12 protein-coding genes are annotated in these 15,300 nt (G+C 59.9%); 1 reads left to right on the top strand and 11 read right to left on the bottom strand.

The features are described 5' to 3' along the window. Positions 1-16: 16 nt before the first annotated feature. The 8 genes from I2I05_RS03485 to prmA all read right to left on the bottom strand — a co-directional run bounded on the left by I2I05_RS03485 (position 17) and on the right by prmA (position 11,841). A complete protein-coding gene (locus I2I05_RS03485) occupies positions 17-1,387 on the bottom strand; it encodes an MFS transporter (protein ID WP_230688103.1) in 1,371 nt (456 codons plus the stop codon). A 30-nt stretch (positions 1,388-1,417) separates the two neighbouring features. Beyond that, the gene (locus I2I05_RS03480; protein ID WP_196280791.1) at positions 1,418-2,074 is read right to left on the bottom strand and encodes a beta/alpha barrel domain-containing protein; all 657 of its coding nucleotides are present in this window, start codon (positions 2,072-2,074) and stop codon (positions 1,418-1,420) included. A 151-nt stretch (positions 2,075-2,225) separates the two neighbouring features. Then, positions 2,226-3,236 (bottom strand): sugar kinase, encoded by a 1,011-nt coding sequence (locus tag I2I05_RS03475; RefSeq protein WP_196280790.1) that lies wholly within the window; start codon positions 3,234-3,236, stop codon positions 2,226-2,228. Positions 3,237-3,259: 23 nt separating this feature from the next. Further along, positions 3,260-4,693, bottom strand: a complete 1,434-nt coding sequence (gene uxaC / locus I2I05_RS03470) for a glucuronate isomerase (protein WP_196280789.1) — start codon at positions 4,691-4,693, stop codon at positions 3,260-3,262. A gap of 556 nt (positions 4,694-5,249) precedes the next feature. Beyond that, positions 5,250-6,104, bottom strand: a complete 855-nt coding sequence (locus tag I2I05_RS03465) for a fumarylacetoacetate hydrolase family protein (RefSeq protein WP_196280788.1) — start codon at positions 6,102-6,104, stop codon at positions 5,250-5,252. A gap of 87 nt (positions 6,105-6,191) precedes the next feature. After that, complete coding sequence (locus I2I05_RS03460) at positions 6,192-7,877, bottom strand: sodium/sugar symporter (protein ID WP_196280787.1); 1,686 nt, start codon at positions 7,875-7,877, stop codon at positions 6,192-6,194. 414 nt (positions 7,878-8,291) lie between these two features. Next, entirely contained in the window at positions 8,292-10,811 is a 2,520-nt protein-coding gene (locus I2I05_RS03455) for a TonB-dependent receptor (protein ID WP_196280786.1), read from the bottom strand. A gap of 199 nt (positions 10,812-11,010) precedes the next feature. Continuing rightward, positions 11,011-11,841, bottom strand: coding sequence for a 50S ribosomal protein L11 methyltransferase (gene prmA, locus I2I05_RS03450; RefSeq protein WP_196280785.1), 831 nt, complete (start codon positions 11,839-11,841; stop codon positions 11,011-11,013). Positions 11,842-12,274: 433 nt separating this feature from the next. On the opposite strand from prmA, the gene I2I05_RS03445 reads away from it, so the two are divergent. After that, positions 12,275-12,907, top strand: a complete 633-nt coding sequence (locus I2I05_RS03445) for a hypothetical protein (protein WP_196280784.1) — start codon at positions 12,275-12,277, stop codon at positions 12,905-12,907. A 68-nt stretch (positions 12,908-12,975) separates the two neighbouring features. On the opposite strand, the gene I2I05_RS03440 is transcribed toward I2I05_RS03445, so the two are convergent. The 3 genes from I2I05_RS03440 to I2I05_RS03430 all read right to left on the bottom strand — a co-directional run bounded on the left by I2I05_RS03440 (position 12,976) and on the right by I2I05_RS03430 (position 15,124). Then, positions 12,976-13,359: a hypothetical protein gene (locus I2I05_RS03440; RefSeq protein WP_230688102.1), complete on the bottom strand. Its 384-nt coding sequence runs from the start codon at positions 13,357-13,359 to the stop codon at positions 12,976-12,978. 81 nt (positions 13,360-13,440) lie between these two features. Then, positions 13,441-14,208 carry a triose-phosphate isomerase gene (gene tpiA / locus I2I05_RS03435; protein ID WP_196280783.1) on the bottom strand — a complete coding sequence of 256 codons (768 nt, stop codon included), beginning with the start codon at positions 14,206-14,208 and terminating at the stop codon, positions 13,441-13,443. A 97-nt stretch (positions 14,209-14,305) separates the two neighbouring features. After that, positions 14,306-15,124, bottom strand: a complete 819-nt coding sequence (locus I2I05_RS03430; protein ID WP_196280782.1) for a hypothetical protein — start codon at positions 15,122-15,124, stop codon at positions 14,306-14,308. Positions 15,125-15,300: the final 176 nt, after the last annotated feature.

The following is a 15,300-nucleotide window of genomic DNA, read 5'->3' as shown; positions in this document are numbered from 1 at the left end:
GCCCAGCGCCATCGCACTAGGCTGCGGGTGGAGTGGTGGCGTCTAAGTCGATGGGCTTCATGTTGGCCGCCAGAAAGTGCATCAGCACCCAGGCCAGCAGGTAGGCCCCGCCGCAAATCAGAAACATGATGAAGTAGGCCTTGTCGAGCTGATTGATGCTTTCGTAGTACACAAACATGCGCTTCTGCACCAGCGCCGTGAGCAGGATGCCGCCCAGACCGCCGGCCATGCCCCCGATGCCCGTGACCGACGCCACGGCCCGCTTCGGGAACATATCCGATACCGTGGTGAAAATATTGGCGCTCCACGCCTGGTGCGCCGCCGCCGCAATGCCGATGACCAGCACCGCCAGCCACATGTTCAGCTGCCCCAAATACTGCGCAAATACAATTGGGAAAACGCACAGCGCAATGACCAACATCGACAGCTTCCGGGCCCGAAAAGCTGGCATGCCGCCGCGCATGAAACGCAGCGGAATGTAGCCGCCGCCCACGCTCCCGATGCTGGACAAAATGTATACGGCCGCTACCGGGAACGCCACTTGAGTGCCCTTCAGCCCGTATTGCTTGTTGAGAAAATCAGGCAGCCAGAACAAGTAAAACCACCACACCGGGTCGGTGATAAACTTGCCCAGTACGAAAGACCAGGTCTGGCGATACGTGAGCAGCTTAAACCAGGAAACCCTGGGTTCTGAACCCACGGCCACGGCCGCCAAGTCGTCCACATCGCTGTGGATGTAGTCGAATTCGGCTTTGCTCAGGCGCACCTGCCGGGCCGGGATTTCATAGAAGACAAACCACAGAAGCAACCACACAAACCCCAGCGCGCCAGTGATGACAAAGGCCCATTTCCAGCCAATGGTTTCGGCGATGAGCGGCACGGTGAGCGGCGCGATAATGGCGCCCACATTGGAACCCGAATTGAAAATGCCGGTGGCCAGCGCCCGCTCCCGCTGCGGAAACCATTCGGCGATGGTTTTGATGGCCGCCGGAAAGTTGCCGGCCTCCGTGACGCCCAGAAAGGCGCGGGCCACGCTAAAGCCCAGGGTGCTGCTCACGAAAGCGTGCCCGATGGCCGCCAAGCTCCACAGAAAAGTAGAAAGCGCGTACCCGATTTTGGTCCCCAGTTTGTCGATGATGCGGCCCACGCCGAGCATGCCCAGTGAGTAGGCCAGCTTGAAGGCAATTTCGATGTTGGCGTAGTCGCCCGAATTCCACTTGAATTCGGTTTCCAGGTAGGGCTTGAGCAGGGAAATAACGGCGCGGTCGAGATAATTGACCGTGGTGGCAAAAAACACCAGCGAGCAAATGGTCCACCGATATTTTCCAACCTGCGCGGCCATCATGGCGGCGGAAATGTCCGGAGTAAGTGGCTGGGAAGGCATCATGACGGGTGGGATTTGAAGGCAGGAGAGCGGCTATTTGCCCAGTTGGGCAACCAGGTGCATTAGCTCGCCGATGCGGGCGGCCAGGACGTCGGCATCGGCGGCATTTTTGAAGAGCTGCGAGCCCATGCCCACGGCATCGACGCCCGCCCCAAACCAAGCGCTGAGGCTCTCGGCGGTGGGCTCCACGCCGCCCGTCACCATGAGCTTGATGTGGGGCATGGGGCCGCGCAAGGCGTTCACATACTCGGGCCCGACGACGTTGCCGGGGAAGATTTTGACCACCGCCGCGCCCTGCTGGCTGGCGTTGTAGATTTCGGTGGGCGTGAGGGCGCCGGGCAGCCACGGTACGTCGTGCGCGCGGCACACTTCGGCCACCTCGGCAGTGGCCAGCGGCTGCACCACAAACTCGGCCCCGGCAGCAATAAACTGCTCGGCTTCGTCGGCCTTGTAAATGGTACCAATGCCGAGAACCATCTCGGGGCAGTGCTGCTGCACAAACGCCTGCAACTGCCTGAAAACGGCCAGGGCTTCGTCGCCCCGGTTCACAAACTCAAACACCCGAATACCGCCCGTGTAGCACGCCTGCACCATGCGTTGCGCGTGGGCCACATCGGCGTGGTAAAATACGGGCACCACCGGGTAGCGGAGCAGCGTAGCAAGTGTTTCGGCGGGCGTGTGGCGGGGCATTTGTTGGGTTTTGAGAGTAAGAGCTTGGACACAGCCCGTCATGCAGAGTGGAGCGCAGCAGCTCGCGTGGGGTAGTAATTCAATCGTTACTGATTAGTAGCTGCACGCGAGATGCTTCGGCTGCGCTCTGCATGACGTTCTTTTTTGTGTTTCATCGCAGCAAGCGGCCGCTGGTATTGCCGCGCATAATGTCTTCTACTTCGGCCACCGTCACCCGATTAATGTCACCGTGAATGGTGTGTTTCAAGGCCGACGCGGCCACGCCAAACGTCAGTGCCTGCTGCGGGCTGTCGTAGGCCAACGAGCCGTAGATGAAGCCGGCCATAAACGCGTCGCCCCCGCCGATGCGGTCCACAATGGGGTTGAGGTCGTAGGTGATGGTTTCGAGGAATTGCGTGCCGTCGTAGAACAAGCCCTTCAGGCCGTTGTGCGAGGCGCTGTGGGTTTTGCGGCGCGTAGTAACGACCTGCTTGATTTGGGGAAAGCGCTGCATCACCTGCTGGGCCACTGAGACAAACTTGCTGTCGGTGCCGGGCAGCGGGCGAATGCCGAACAGGTCGTCGGCGTCGTTTTCGGAGCACACCACCACGTCGCAGCCTTCCACCAGTTCCGACATCACGGCCTGGGCCGTTTGGCCGTACTGCCACAGGTTGCGGCGGTAGTTCACATCGGCCGATACGGTGAGGCCCAGGCGGCGCGCAGCGGCAATGGCCTGGCGCGTGGCCTCGGCCGCGCTGGCCGAAATGGCAGGCGTGATGCCCGTCCAGTGCAGCCAGCCGGCGCTTTTCAGAATTTCATCCCAGTCGAAAGCCCCCGCTTCAAGGTGCGCAAAAGCCGAGTTGGCGCGGTCGTACACCACCTTGCTGGAGCGCATCCCAGCCCCCACTTCCAGGAAATACAGCCCCAGCCGGTCGCCTTGGAATACGGTGGCCTCCATGTTCACGCCCAAGGCGCGAAAGTGCTGGGCTGCGGCCTGGCCCAGGTCGTTGTTGGGGAAGCACGTGACGTGGGCGGCGGGCACGCCAAAGCCCGCCAGCGAAGCGCCCACGTTGGCGTCGCCGCCGCCGTAGGTGATTTCCAGGCTCGGGGTTTGCGCGAACCGGTAGTTCAGCGGCGGCGCCAGCCGCATCATGATTTCACCAAACGTGACGACTTGCTTCATTCCTGACGTCCTTTTAGAATTAATTAGGCGGTTACTAGTGCCACGGCAGGCACTTTGTCGAAACCGAAATACTCCTTTGCGTTGCCGTAGCAGATATTTTGGACGGTGCGGCCCAGCAATTCCATGTCGGCGGGCAGCTCGCCGTTTTCCACGTCGTTGCCGAGCAGGTTGCAGAGCACGCGGCGGAAATATTCGTGGCGCGGATACGAGAGGAAGCTGCGCGAATCGGTGAGCATGCCCACGAAGCGCGGCAACAGGCCCATGTTCGAGAGCGAGTTGAGCTGCTTTTCCATGCCGTCCTTTTGGTCGAGAAACCACCAGCCGGAGCCGAACTGCATTTTGCCCGCCACCGAGCCGTCGTTGAAGTTGCCAATCATCGTGGCAATCAAATCATTGTCGGCCGGATTGAGGTTGTAAATGATGGTTTTAGCCAGCTTGTTCTGCCCGTCCAACCGGTCAAAAAACGTCGACATCGCGCGGCCCTGCGGAAAGTCGCCGATGGAATCCCAACCGGTATCGGGCCCGAGGGCGCGGAGCTGGCGCGAGTTGTTGTTGCGCAGCGCGCCGAGGTGAAATTGCTGGGTCCAGCCCTTCTCCCAGTCCAGCTCGGCCAGCAGCACCAGCACCGCCGATTTGAACTGCAGATTTTCCGTACTGGTCAGCTCGTTGCCGCCGCGAATTTTGCTGAAAATGGCTTCGATTTCCGCCGCCGTGTAGTCGGCTGCATACAGCTGCTCCAAACCGTGGTCCGACAAGCGGCAGCCCACGCTGGCAAAGAAGTCGTGCCGGCGACGCAGCGCCGTTTCCAGCGCCGCAAACGTGTGGATTTCCACATCGGCCGCCGCGCCCAATCGGTCGAGGTAGGCGTTGTAGCTGGCGGCCTCGTCCACGGCCATGGCCTTATCGGCGCGGAAGGTGGGCAGCACGCGCACCGCACAATCCGAAGCGGCGATGGCCTGGTGGTGCGCCAGCGAATCAGCGGGGTCGTCGGTGGTGCACAAGGTTTCCACGTTCATCCTGCGCAGCAGGCCCTGCACCGAATATTCGGGCGTCTGCAGTTGGGCATTGCACGCGTCGTAGATGCGGCGGGCGCTGCCCGGGTTCAGCAGCTCCGTGATGCCGAAGTAGCGCTGCAATTCCAGGTGCGTCCAGTGGTAGAGCGGGTTGCGCAGGGTGTAGGGCACGGTTTCGGCCCACTTTTCAAACTTCTCCCAGTCCGATGCGTCGCCGGTGATGTAACGTTCAGCAATGCCGTTGGCCCGCATGGCGCGCCACTTATAATGGTCGCCGTAGAGCCAGAGTTGGGTGATGTTTTCGAACTGCTGGTCCTCCGCAATCTGGTCGGGCGGCAGGTGGTTGTGGTAGTCGATAATGGGCATCGGCTTCGCAAACTCGTGGTAGAGCGTGCGGGCCGTGGCCGTTCGGAGCAGAAACTCGTCGTTCAGGAAAGGCTTCATAAATAACGCGGATGACAAGGCGAAAACCGGATATTATAATCAGCGGCGCGTTGCCGAAGATAACGGCAAAAACAGCCTGTAACGTTATCAGAAAAGGGTTTTGAACGGGTTTTATTTACGTAAACGATTGTGATAGGTAAGCGGGAACGGTTGTGATAGGTGGGGCGAGATTTTGGCGTGCGAGACGTCGGCAGCGCGGACGTGCCACAAGCCCGACACTCGGGTCAAAGTCCGGCATCGATACCCCACATTTCCCCGGAATAAAATCGGTTTTATGGCGGTGCGCGACGGCTAATTCCTCGCCTCTGCCCCCGCCGGATTACGTAGTCTATTGCCCGGCAACGAATTCATTTCGTACCGCCATGGCGCGCGGTCCACACGCTCTCATCAGGCTTCGGAACCGCTTAGCAATGGGCTGGCCCACGGCAATGTTCACCACAGTGTATGCTCCACGACGTAGCGTCCCGGAAATTCGGCCAGAATAATGGAAATGCGGGCACGTGGCAGGCCTAGTTGCGGCGTCTAAAAACACCCAAAAAAAGGCAGCAGGAGAGCATTAACCGGCGTACGCCTTCAACACTTGGCGGGACGAGCCCAGGTTGTCGATACCCAGTTCCAGTACGTCGCCGGGCTTGAGGTACGTGGGTGGCTTGAGGCCCGAGCCAACCCCGGCGGGCGAACCAGTGGAGATGATATCGCCGGGCAGCAGCGTCATGAACTGGCTGACGTAAGCGATGATGAATGGAATATCAAAAATGAGGTTGGCGGTGTGGCCGTCCTGCATTTGTTCGCCATTCACGGTCAGCCAGAGGCGCAGGTTGTTGACATCGCCAACTTCGTCGGGCGTAGCCAGGAACGGGCCCAATGGGGCAAAGGTGTCGCAGCTTTTGCCCTTGGTCCAGGTGCCGCCGCGCTCCATCTGAAACTCGCGCTCCGAAACGTCGTTGTGCAGCAGATAGCCCGCAATGTAGTCGGCAGCGTCGGCCTCCTTCACGTAGGAAGCGCGCTTGCCGATAACCAACGCCAGTTCTACTTCCCAGTCGGTTTTCACCGAGTTTTTGGGAATGACAATGTCATCAAAAGGGCCAGCCATTGCGGTGGTCGCTTTCAGAAAAATCACCGGCTCGGTGGGCGGCGTCAGGCCCATTTCGCGGGCGTGGTCGGTGTAGTTGAGGCCGATGCAGATGATTTTGGAAGGCCGGGCCACGGGTGGACCCAGGCGCTCGGTAGCGGCCACCACGGGCAGGTTGCCAGCGTTGGCGGCCACAAACTCCGCCAGTCGTTCCAGTCCGTCATTCTCAAAAAAGGCTTCGTTGTAGTCCTCGCCGAAGGTGGCAACATCGTAGCGCTGGTCGCCCTGCAGAATGCCGGGTTTTTCGTGGCCGGCCGGGCCGTGGCGGAATAGTTTCATAGCGTTAAACAGACAGGAACAAAAAGACCGTCATGCTTCGACTACGCTCAGCATGACGGTCAATTGGTTAAACAGACAAGGGGTTGCTTACCAGTAAACTGTGTAAAGCGTGGTGAGAATCACCATGATAGTCATGGCGCCGATAGCGAAACTGCGCGTGGTTTTAAACATGCTGCGGTCTACTTCCAGGCCGTTGGTTTTTACGCCGCGGCTGGTTTCATACAGACTGATGATGACCATGGCGGCCACGCAGATGACGAACACGAAGCCCATGCGGTCGAGGAAGGGAATCTCGTACACCCCTTCCGCATTTGGCACCGCAAAGCCGAAGGGCGCCAGAAAGGAAAGGTCGGCGTAATTGGGCAGGAACTTGAACATTACCGACAGCAGGAAGCCGCCGATGGTGGCAAACAGCGCCGCCGTGGAGGTCGTCTTTTTCCAGAAGAAGCCCAGAATGAACATGGCAAAAATGCCCGGCGACACGAAGCCAGTGTATTCCTGAATGTACTGGAAGCCGCCTTTCTTGTCGATGCCGAGGTGCGGGGCAATGAGCACACCCATAATCATGGCCACGATAACGGCGATTTTACCCACATTCACGAGGGTCTTTTCCGAAGCCTCGGGGTTGATGACTTTCTTGTAAACGTCGAGCGTGAAGATGGTGGCAATGCTGTTGGCTTTGCCAGCCAGCGAGGCCACCACGGCCGCCGTGAGCGCGGCAAAGGACAAGCCCTTCAGGCCGGGAGGCAGGATATTCAGCAGTACTGGGTAGGCACGGTCGGGGTTCAGGTCGGCGCCTTGGCCAAACTCGGCCGCACCAAACACGTCCTGCTTGTAGAGCACGTAGGCGGCAATGCCGGGCAGCACCACAATCACGGGCATGAGCAACTTCAGAAATGCCGCGAACAGGATGCCAGCGCGAGCCGTGGGCAGGTCGGCGCCGAGGGCGCGCTGGGTGATGTATTGGTTACAACCCCAGTAGTTCAGGTTCACTATCCACATGCCGCCGAGCAGCACGGTGAGGCCGGGCAGGTCGATGAAGTTGGGATTCTTCTGGTCAAAAATCATTTCGAAGTGGTCGCCGGCCTGAGACGTCATCAGATTGAAGCCGTTGAGTACGCCGGTCTGGCCGGAGTTTTCAGCCACCAGGTTCAGGGCGAGGTAGGTGGTGGCGAGGCCGCCGAGAATCAGGAAGAACACCTGAATAACGTCGGTGAAGCCAATCACCTTCATGCCGCCCAGGGTGATGAGGATGGCAAAAGCGGCCAGCGCATACAGGCAGAACTCCAGGTTGAGGCCGGCGATGCTGCTGATGGCAATAGCGCCGAGGTAAAGAATCGACGTCAGGTTGACGACAATGTAGAGCGCCAGCCAGAAAATGGCCATAATCATGGCCACGGTGCCGTTGTAGCGCTGGCTCAGGAACTGCGGCATCGTGAAAATGTGGTTCTTCAGGTACACCGGAATGAAAAACACCGCCACCACAATGAGCGTGATGGCCGCCATCCATTCGTAGGTGGCAATGGCCAAACCCATCTTGAAACCCGAACCCGACATGCCCACAAACTGCTCGGCCGAGATATTGGAGGCGATGAGCGACGAGCCGATGGCCCACCACGTCAACGAACCTTCGGCCAGGAAGTAGTCTTTGGAATCGCCCTCAATGGTACCATCGTGACCCGTCTTGCGGCGGTAAATCCAGATGCCGTAACCGGATACGATGATGAAGTAGACGAAGAAAACGATGTAATCAATCGTGTCGAGCTTGTTCATTGAGCAGAATGGGAATTGAGGCGCCAAGCCCTACCAAAGTGCGAAATGACGCAGTGGCGGCTAAGCTATGGGAAAGTAATGTTCCGCTAAAAAAACCGCTTCTGAAAGAAAAACTTTGGTTTTTTCCCAGAATTATCGTCGGCAACGTTTCCGATAGTACTGAACTTGCCAGTGGCCACCACCCTAACTACTTTTTGTTCAGCAGCCCTTTAGCCTAATCTTTTCCCGCCCAAAAGGTCTCCTATCCCCTCGCGGAAAGGCCCCTGCGCTTCACGCAAATACTGCCGGCGAACCAAGCCCAATCCTTAGTGCCGCCAATGGTGACCCGAGCTGTTGGTAGCTAATAAAAAGCCCCGTTGGAATACCAGCGGGGCTTTTCTACCATTCAAACCCTCTTTGGGGCAAGCCAGGCCGCTACTTTTCCCTGACCACCACCGTGCCCGTGCCTTTAGCGGGCTGGCCGGTGACGGTCACGCCCTCGGCCACGGCCTGGAAGCTGCCGCTGCCGTCGGCGGTAAAGAAGTGCAGTTCGGCCTCGCCGCGAGCGTTGGTGCGCACGCTGGGGTTCCAGTACAGGGTACTGGTGCGCGGGTCAGCGGGCGGGTTGGTGAGCAGGGCGTTGTAGCGGGGCTGGTAAAACTCGCGGGCTTGGTAGTAGCCCGGCAACTTCACCGTGGCAATGCCGGGTGCCGGGCCGGTGTCGGGGGCTTTGTAGTTGGGGTCGGCCCGCTTGGTGTAGACGGCAATTGCGCCCCCACTACCCCCAAAAATGGCTGCTTCAACTCCTTTAAACACTTCCACGGATTCCACTTCTGAAGAAGGAATATTGCTTATAGCCTGAATATCAACCCGCTGACCATCCAGAATAAAGAGTGGCGTTCCCGCTCCTCGAATTTGCACCGACATATTGGGCGGATTGCCACTCACCGTCAAGCCGGCAACACGCCCTTGTAACAACTGCAATACAGTCATGCCGGACTGGGCAGCAGGCATGTTGGCAAAATCAACGATGGTGCCGCCCGTAGCCCCATAAAGACGTCGGGGGTCGTCGGCAGGCACTTTCACACGTTTGGCGGTCACAGCCACGTTTTCGAGCCGGATGTTACGAATGGCTTTCTCGGGGTTCAGTTCCAAGTCGGCGGCCTGGGCTTGGCGGCTGCGGCGAACGAAAGCGGCCACGCCGGCTGGCGCGGCGTTCAGCGGCGGTAGCACGGGCAGGGGCTGCGCACTGGGCACGGGCCCGTCATCGGGCCGAATAATGACGTTGGAACCGCCCTGCGCCCGCCGGGCCTGCAGGCTGATAATGGCGGTATCGCGCAACGGAAAACCCGCAAATGTGAACCTTCCCTCGGCATTGGTGGTGCCCGTGGCCACGTTCCGCGACGGCCGGATTTGCATGAACGTCAGTTGGCTGTTGGCGATGGGCTGGTTGCCCTGCGCGCTCACCACCTGCCCGGTGAGGGTGATGCCCTGTTCGGGCAAAAAGCGCACCACCGGCGGTTGGCCGGCCAGCACCTGCTTCCACACAAAGCGCCGCCAGCCCTGGGTAAGCAGCAGGTCGTCGAGGGCCTGCGCGGTGGCCGCCGTTTGGTTGCGGAAATAGTAGCCCGGGTTTTCGACGTAGCCCACCAAATCCGAAGTCAGCAGCAGGTTGGAGGCAATGGTTTCGGCATTGGGGTCGAGGGCAGCCAGCCCGGCGTCGCTCACGGCCACCGAGAGGTTGGTGGCCACGGGCTGGCCGGCGGCATCGGCCACGCGCAGCGTGAGCTGCACCGGCGCGTGGACGCCGTAGCTGGGCTGGTCGGCCGTGATGGTGACGTTCAGCGCGGCAGGGCCGTTCTGCACGAAGGCCAGCCGCTCACATTTCGGGCTGCCCTCCGCATCGAACAGCGTGAAATGGATAATGCCATTGGGATAGTTCTTCTTGGGCATTTGCCATACGGCGGGCGAACTGCCCGTGGGGGTGCGGGCACCCGGGTACGCCACCACACCGCGCACCTGCGTGAGCAATTGCACCGGGCCGGGCGCGGGCGCCTCGGCCGGCCCGCGGTAGCGCACTTCCACCAGGAAGTTATCGGCCGTTTCTACCACGTGCAGGCTGTAGCCGGTGGGCTGCACGGCCGGCAGCGGGTAATCGGCGGTGCTGCCATTAGGTAGCGTGAGACGGGCGTGGTAGCGCTGCCCGCTGCCGGGCACGAAGGCAAACCGCCCCATGCCCGCGTGCCGGCTGGCAAACCCCGACACTACCACGGCGTTTTGGGCGTTCAGAATCTGGCCGCGCACGGCCAGGCTCCGGCCGCTGGCATCGGTGGCCTTGCAGGCCACCACGGCGGGCAGGCCTTCGACGAGGTACCCACCTTCAGGGAAAAACTGAACATCGGGCTTGGCGGCCGCGGCGGCCGCACTTTTGGTTTTAGCGGAAGCGGCGCCGGGAGCGGCAGCGGGGCTTTCCTGAGGCCCCAGCGGCGACGCCAGCCAGATGCTCAGGCGGCGGCTGTACACGTAGTTATCGCCCGCGTTGCGCATCCAGTTGGTATAGGCGCGCAGCACGTAGGTGCCGGCGGCCAACGAATCGGCAATGGCGAGGTCGCCGCTGGCTCGGCCACCTTGCAAGTGCAGGGTGCGGCGGGCCACTACTTTGCGGTCAGCAGAAACCAAGTCGACGTGCAGCACCTGGCTGAGCGAGTCGAGTCGGTGCTGCGACGCATCCACCTGGTACGCGCTGAACCAGATGGTTTCGCCGGTGGCGTACACAGGGCGGTCGAGGTGCAGGTACACTTTTTCGCCCCGGGCCGCCGCGTAGAATTCGCCCAGTTGGCGGGCAATGCGTTGCATCAATCCCTCTTCGGTAGGCAGCGGCCGAAAAGCCGAAAGCATCAACCCACTGACCAGCAAAAATGCCAGCATTTCTTTTTGCACGCGCACTCGTTTCATGTTTGCAAGTCTGTCGTAGACGGGTGGTTTACATCCTGCAACCACCCGGGATATTACTGCACAAAGATGGCGAAGCCGTGCAGGCCGCGCCGTGGCCATCCCGGACTTTGGCGGAAAGTCGCGGGGCAATTGGTGAAACAACAACGCTTCAGGCGCCTAGATTTCGATTGTGCTCCTGCTTAATGAAGCGGTGCGTGGCTTATTCTTTCTCGAACAGGGCCGATACCCAGCTGCGCAGCGTGCGGTGGCGCTGGTAGCGCAAGCCGTGCTTGGCCGCTTCGGCCGTGATTTTGGCCAAGTCTTCCTCGTAGAAGCCGCTAAACAAGATGGGCCGGCCGCTGGGCAGCAACCGAGCGTACTCGTGCATGTCTTCGAGCAGCACGTTGCGGTTGATATTGGCCAGAATTAAGTCAAAGGGTGCCTCATCGGCCAGGGTTTCGACCCCGCCCAAGCGGCACTCGATGGTGCGGCACTGGTTTTCGGCGGCGTTGTCGCGGGCATTTTCCACGGTCCAGGGCTCAGTGTCGACGGCCAGGATTTGGCGGGCGCCCAGCATTTCGGCCATGATGGCGAGGATGCCCGTACCGGTGCCCATGTCCAGCACGCGCAGGCCTTTGTGGTCCACATCAAGCTGGTTCTCAATCATCAGGGCCGTGGTTTCGTGGTGGCCGGTGCCAAAGGACATGCGCGGCATGATGACGATGTCGTAGTCCACGCCGGCCGGTTCGGGGTGAAACGGGGCCCGCACCGACACCCGCTCGGCAATGATGAGCGGCTGGAAGTTCTTCTCCCACTCGGCGTTCCAGTTTTGGCGGGTGATGACGCGGTGCGAGTGGTTGAGTTCGCCGATGCCGGAGTAACGGCTCATGATTTCGGCCACGGCGTCGGGGTTGAAAACATCTTCCGTGGTGTAGGCCCGAAAGCCGTCGTCGGTGTCTTCAAAGGTGTCGAAGCCTACTTCAGCCAGCTCAGCCACCAGAATGTCGGCCAGCTCGCGCGGCGCTTCAACAGTCAGTTCAATAAAATCCATGGGATGCAAAAAACGACGACTAGAAGGAGCCGCCGGGGAAACGATGCCGCAAAGGTCGCGGTAAATCCTCAGGTGCGGGAGTTGCGCCGTAAGCGCCGGCGCAGGGCGCCGTCGTGGCGCGGCTGATGGGCAAGTCGGCGCTGAGTGACGGGACAGCACCCAACATTGGCACCCGCCCGAAATCAATTGCCTTTCTTTGCGGCCTGAAACATATCTCTCATTCAGTATTTGAATGCAATAATCAATTGGAGTAAGTATAGAACGAGCTGAACCCTGATTATCAGCCAGCATTTCGCTCTACCTCCTGCCACTGCGTGACCACAAATAGTCCTTCAGGTTCCTCTACTTCAGCGGCACCGCCGAGTTTCAGTCATTCAAAAGCCATTTTCGCCCCCCTTCACCCTCGCTATTTTTCATTCTGCTTGCCTTTTTTATGAAGCAAATCCACTTGTCCCTGCTGGCCGCCGCTCTGGTTTTTAGCGCCTGCGAATCGCAGAGTTCCACCAAAACCACTACCGAAAACGCTACTGAAATTGCCGAAGAGCCGGCCAAGGAAGCCAGCGCCAAAACCGGCCTGACTGCCCTCGACCAAGCGATGGAGAAAATGGATGCCCTCAAAGTGCTCCAGCCGCTTGGCAACGACGAGATGACCAAGCAGCTGCCTGCGGAACTGGCCGGGCTCAAGCGCGGCGAAGTGTCGCTTTCCGAGACGATGGGCAAAATTGTGCAGGCCAGCTACGCCAAGCAGCCGGATGGCGCGGGGTTCAACGTTGCCATCACCGACTGCGCGGGCGAGCTGGGCGCCGGCAAATACCTCATGGCCTACGTGACGCCGATGTCTGCCGAAGACAGTCCAGCTGCCACCCCAGAAAACGAAAAACTCACAACCCAGAAAAAAGTGCCTTTCGCAGGCCAACAAGCTCTCAGCCGCCACGACCCAGTGAATGATGTTTACAGCGTAGTGTTTATGAGCAAGGAACGGTTGTTCGTCGATGTGGCCGGCGCAGGCGGCACGTCCTTGGCTGAAGTACTGAATTTTGCGGACAAGCTCAACGCCCAGCTTTAAGCTCTCATAAGTCCTAAAAAAAGAGGCCACTCCTTGCGGGGTGGCCTCTTTTCTTTGGGGGTGACTGGCTACTGCTTGCAGCCAGCAAACGAGCGCACCTTGGTGTAGTGAATGGCAAAATCGGCCCGGCTGCGGTCGGTGGTTACCAGCAGCACATAGTCGGCAAAGTCGCGGGCGGGAGCGTCGGCCCAGAGCCCAGTTTTGTCGGCAAATAGCTTGTTGGATTCCTTGAACACAATGAGGTCGGCAAAGGCCTCTTCGGACTCCACGTACACCGTGCCGAAGCAGTAGCTGCGCCGACTGGGGTCGGTTTCGAGGTACACCGAACCGTAGATTTTGCACGGCTCCAGCGGGCCCGCGGCTCGGGAGCGAGCCGGAAGTGGCGCACTGGCCGCCGAGTGGGGTGCGGGCGCCAGCGCTAGCAAAGCCGAAAGCACAAAGGAAAAAAACATAGCGGAAGCAACAAGTTTGCGCGCAGGATTACGCAGGCCAGGGAGTTTGCCGACTCTTCAACAACGGTGCCAGCCGCTGCCTTAAAACGACTGGATGATGGTGGTGAAGTCCGCGGCTTTCAGCGAAGCGCCGCCAATGAGCCCCCCGTCAACGTCGGGCTGCGCAAAAAGCTCCCGCGCGTTCTGCGCATTGGCCGAGCCGCCGTAAAGGATGGTGGTGTTCAGGGCCGCGTCGGCGTCGTAGGCGCGGGCAATTCGCTCGCGGATGAAGGAGTGTACTTCTTGGGCCTGTGCGCTGGTGGCCGTGCGCCCTGTGCCAATGGCCCAAATGGGCTCGTAGGCAATGGTCACTTGGACAAATTCTTCGTTGCTCAGGTGGAACAAGCCATCGGTCAGCTGCTTGCCAATGAAGTCGAAGGTTTCGTCAGCCTCCCGCGTATCAAGCGACTCGCCCACGCAAAAAATCGGTTTCAGGCCCGCAGCCAGGGCGGCTTTCAGCTTCTGGCTCAGCAGGGCGTCGTCTTCGCGGAAGTACTGGCGGCGTTCGGAATGGCCCAGAATCACGTATTCACAGCCTACCGAAGCCAGCAGCTTGGCCGACACTTCGCCGGTGAAGGCGCCGCTTTCCTGCTGGTGGCAGTTTTGGGCGCCCAGGTGAAACTTGCCGCCTTGCGGCAGGGCTTGCCCCACGCCGTGCAGCAACGGAAAGGGAGGGCAGATGACGATTTCGGGGGCGTTGGCGCCGGCCGCGGCGGCACTGGCCTGGCTGGTGATGTCTGCTACCAAAGCCAAGGCTTCGGGGTAAGTCAGGTTCATTTTCCAATTGCCGGCAACGAGGTTTTTGCGCATAAGCTGAAGGTGCAGTAAACAGTTAGTTCAATTGCACAAAGCTAACAGACCCCGCCGGGCAATGCCGGGTTGGGTCGCAATTAGTGGCGCAAATCGCCTACTCGCTTACGTTCATGGCCCGGGAAGCCGCAATTTCGGCTTCGGCGGCGGCGGCGGCTTCGTCGCGCAGCTGCCACGGCTGCTTGCGGCCTCCCTGGCGGGACATTACGATGCCCAGCACCGCCGCAACGACCGCACCGGCCATCGCGGCCCAGCCCAACTCGGCTACTTCGCGCAACCGTACCACCCAAATGGCGACCAGCGCCCAGGCAATCACCAACGGAAAAACCATGTCGCGAAAGGCCCGGCTGATGAGCAAGGCCAGGGCCACAATCACCAGTAGCAGCCCCAGCGCGAGCGTTACGGAAGCGCCTTGGGCCGTTTGCCAGCCCAACTCGCGCAGGCCAATGGTGATGTTGATGACCGAAGCCACCGAAATCCATCCCAAGTACAGGGAGAACGGAACGCCCACCCAAACGGGCGCAGCCCCGACAAAAATCCGCCGGCGCACCCGGCCATACGCCATTATCAAACTCCCTAGAATCAGCAGCATCACGCCCACACTGGGCAATATCATTTCGTAGGCAAACAACACCACCCAGCCGCCCGTGGCCACGCTGGCCACCGTGAGGGGTTTGGCCACGGCATCGGGCAGCGACAACTGCCGCGCCACGGGCAGTAGCTGCCACACGGCGTACGCCACCAACCCCAAAAATATTACTCCCCAGATACTGAAAGCATAGCCCGCCGGCGTGAGCAGCGTTGGATACTGCGCCGACACTTCGCCCATGGTTTGCCCGGCAAAGGGGTGGGTATTCGAATAATAGTTAAGGAAAATATTGCCAGCTATGGCGAAGGCCGTTAGCCAGCGCCACATTCTCCCCGTAAACGAGCGGTTGGGAGCAGCGTACTTATCTGGATGTGATGACGTTGCAGTCATGATTGGGTTTTCTGGAACAAAACCTACGTAATGATAACGGGCTTTGGATTAGGAAGGAAGGCAGCGGCAACCAATGGCAAAGCCACCGCTCACATCCCTTTCGTAACCGGCCA

Origin of the sequence: Hymenobacter jeongseonensis (genome assembly GCF_015694725.1) — a bacterium.
GTDB lineage: Bacteria > Bacteroidota > Bacteroidia > Cytophagales > Hymenobacteraceae > Hymenobacter > Hymenobacter jeongseonensis.
This window is presented reverse-complemented; position numbering and strand designations above follow the sequence as displayed.

Excerpts from the sequence above, each read along its gene's own strand:
- I2I05_RS03485 (WP_230688103.1), bottom strand. The coding sequence starts at position 1,387 with ATGATGCCTTCCCAGCCACTTACTCCGGACATTTCCGCCGCCATGATG.
- I2I05_RS03480 (WP_196280791.1), bottom strand. The coding sequence starts at position 2,074 with ATGCCCCGCCACACGCCCGCCGAAACACTTGCTACGCTGCTCCGCTAC.
- I2I05_RS03475 (WP_196280790.1), bottom strand. The coding sequence starts at position 3,236 with ATGAAGCAAGTCGTCACGTTTGGTGAAATCATGATGCGGCTGGCGCCG.
- uxaC (WP_196280789.1), bottom strand. The coding sequence starts at position 4,693 with ATGAAGCCTTTCCTGAACGACGAGTTTCTGCTCCGAACGGCCACGGCC.
- I2I05_RS03465 (WP_196280788.1), bottom strand. The coding sequence starts at position 6,104 with ATGAAACTATTCCGCCACGGCCCGGCCGGCCACGAAAAACCCGGCATT.
- I2I05_RS03460 (WP_196280787.1), bottom strand. The coding sequence starts at position 7,877 with ATGAACAAGCTCGACACGATTGATTACATCGTTTTCTTCGTCTACTTC.
- I2I05_RS03455 (WP_196280786.1), bottom strand. The coding sequence starts at position 10,811 with ATGAAACGAGTGCGCGTGCAAAAAGAAATGCTGGCATTTTTGCTGGTC.
- prmA (WP_196280785.1), bottom strand. The coding sequence starts at position 11,841 with ATGGATTTTATTGAACTGACTGTTGAAGCGCCGCGCGAGCTGGCCGAC.
- I2I05_RS03445 (WP_196280784.1), top strand. The coding sequence starts at position 12,275 with ATGAAGCAAATCCACTTGTCCCTGCTGGCCGCCGCTCTGGTTTTTAGC.
- I2I05_RS03440 (WP_230688102.1), bottom strand. The coding sequence starts at position 13,359 with ATGTTTTTTTCCTTTGTGCTTTCGGCTTTGCTAGCGCTGGCGCCCGCA.
- tpiA (WP_196280783.1), bottom strand. The coding sequence starts at position 14,208 with ATGCGCAAAAACCTCGTTGCCGGCAATTGGAAAATGAACCTGACTTAC.
- I2I05_RS03430 (WP_196280782.1), bottom strand. The coding sequence starts at position 15,124 with ATGTGGCGCTGGCTAACGGCCTTCGCCATAGCTGGCAATATTTTCCTT.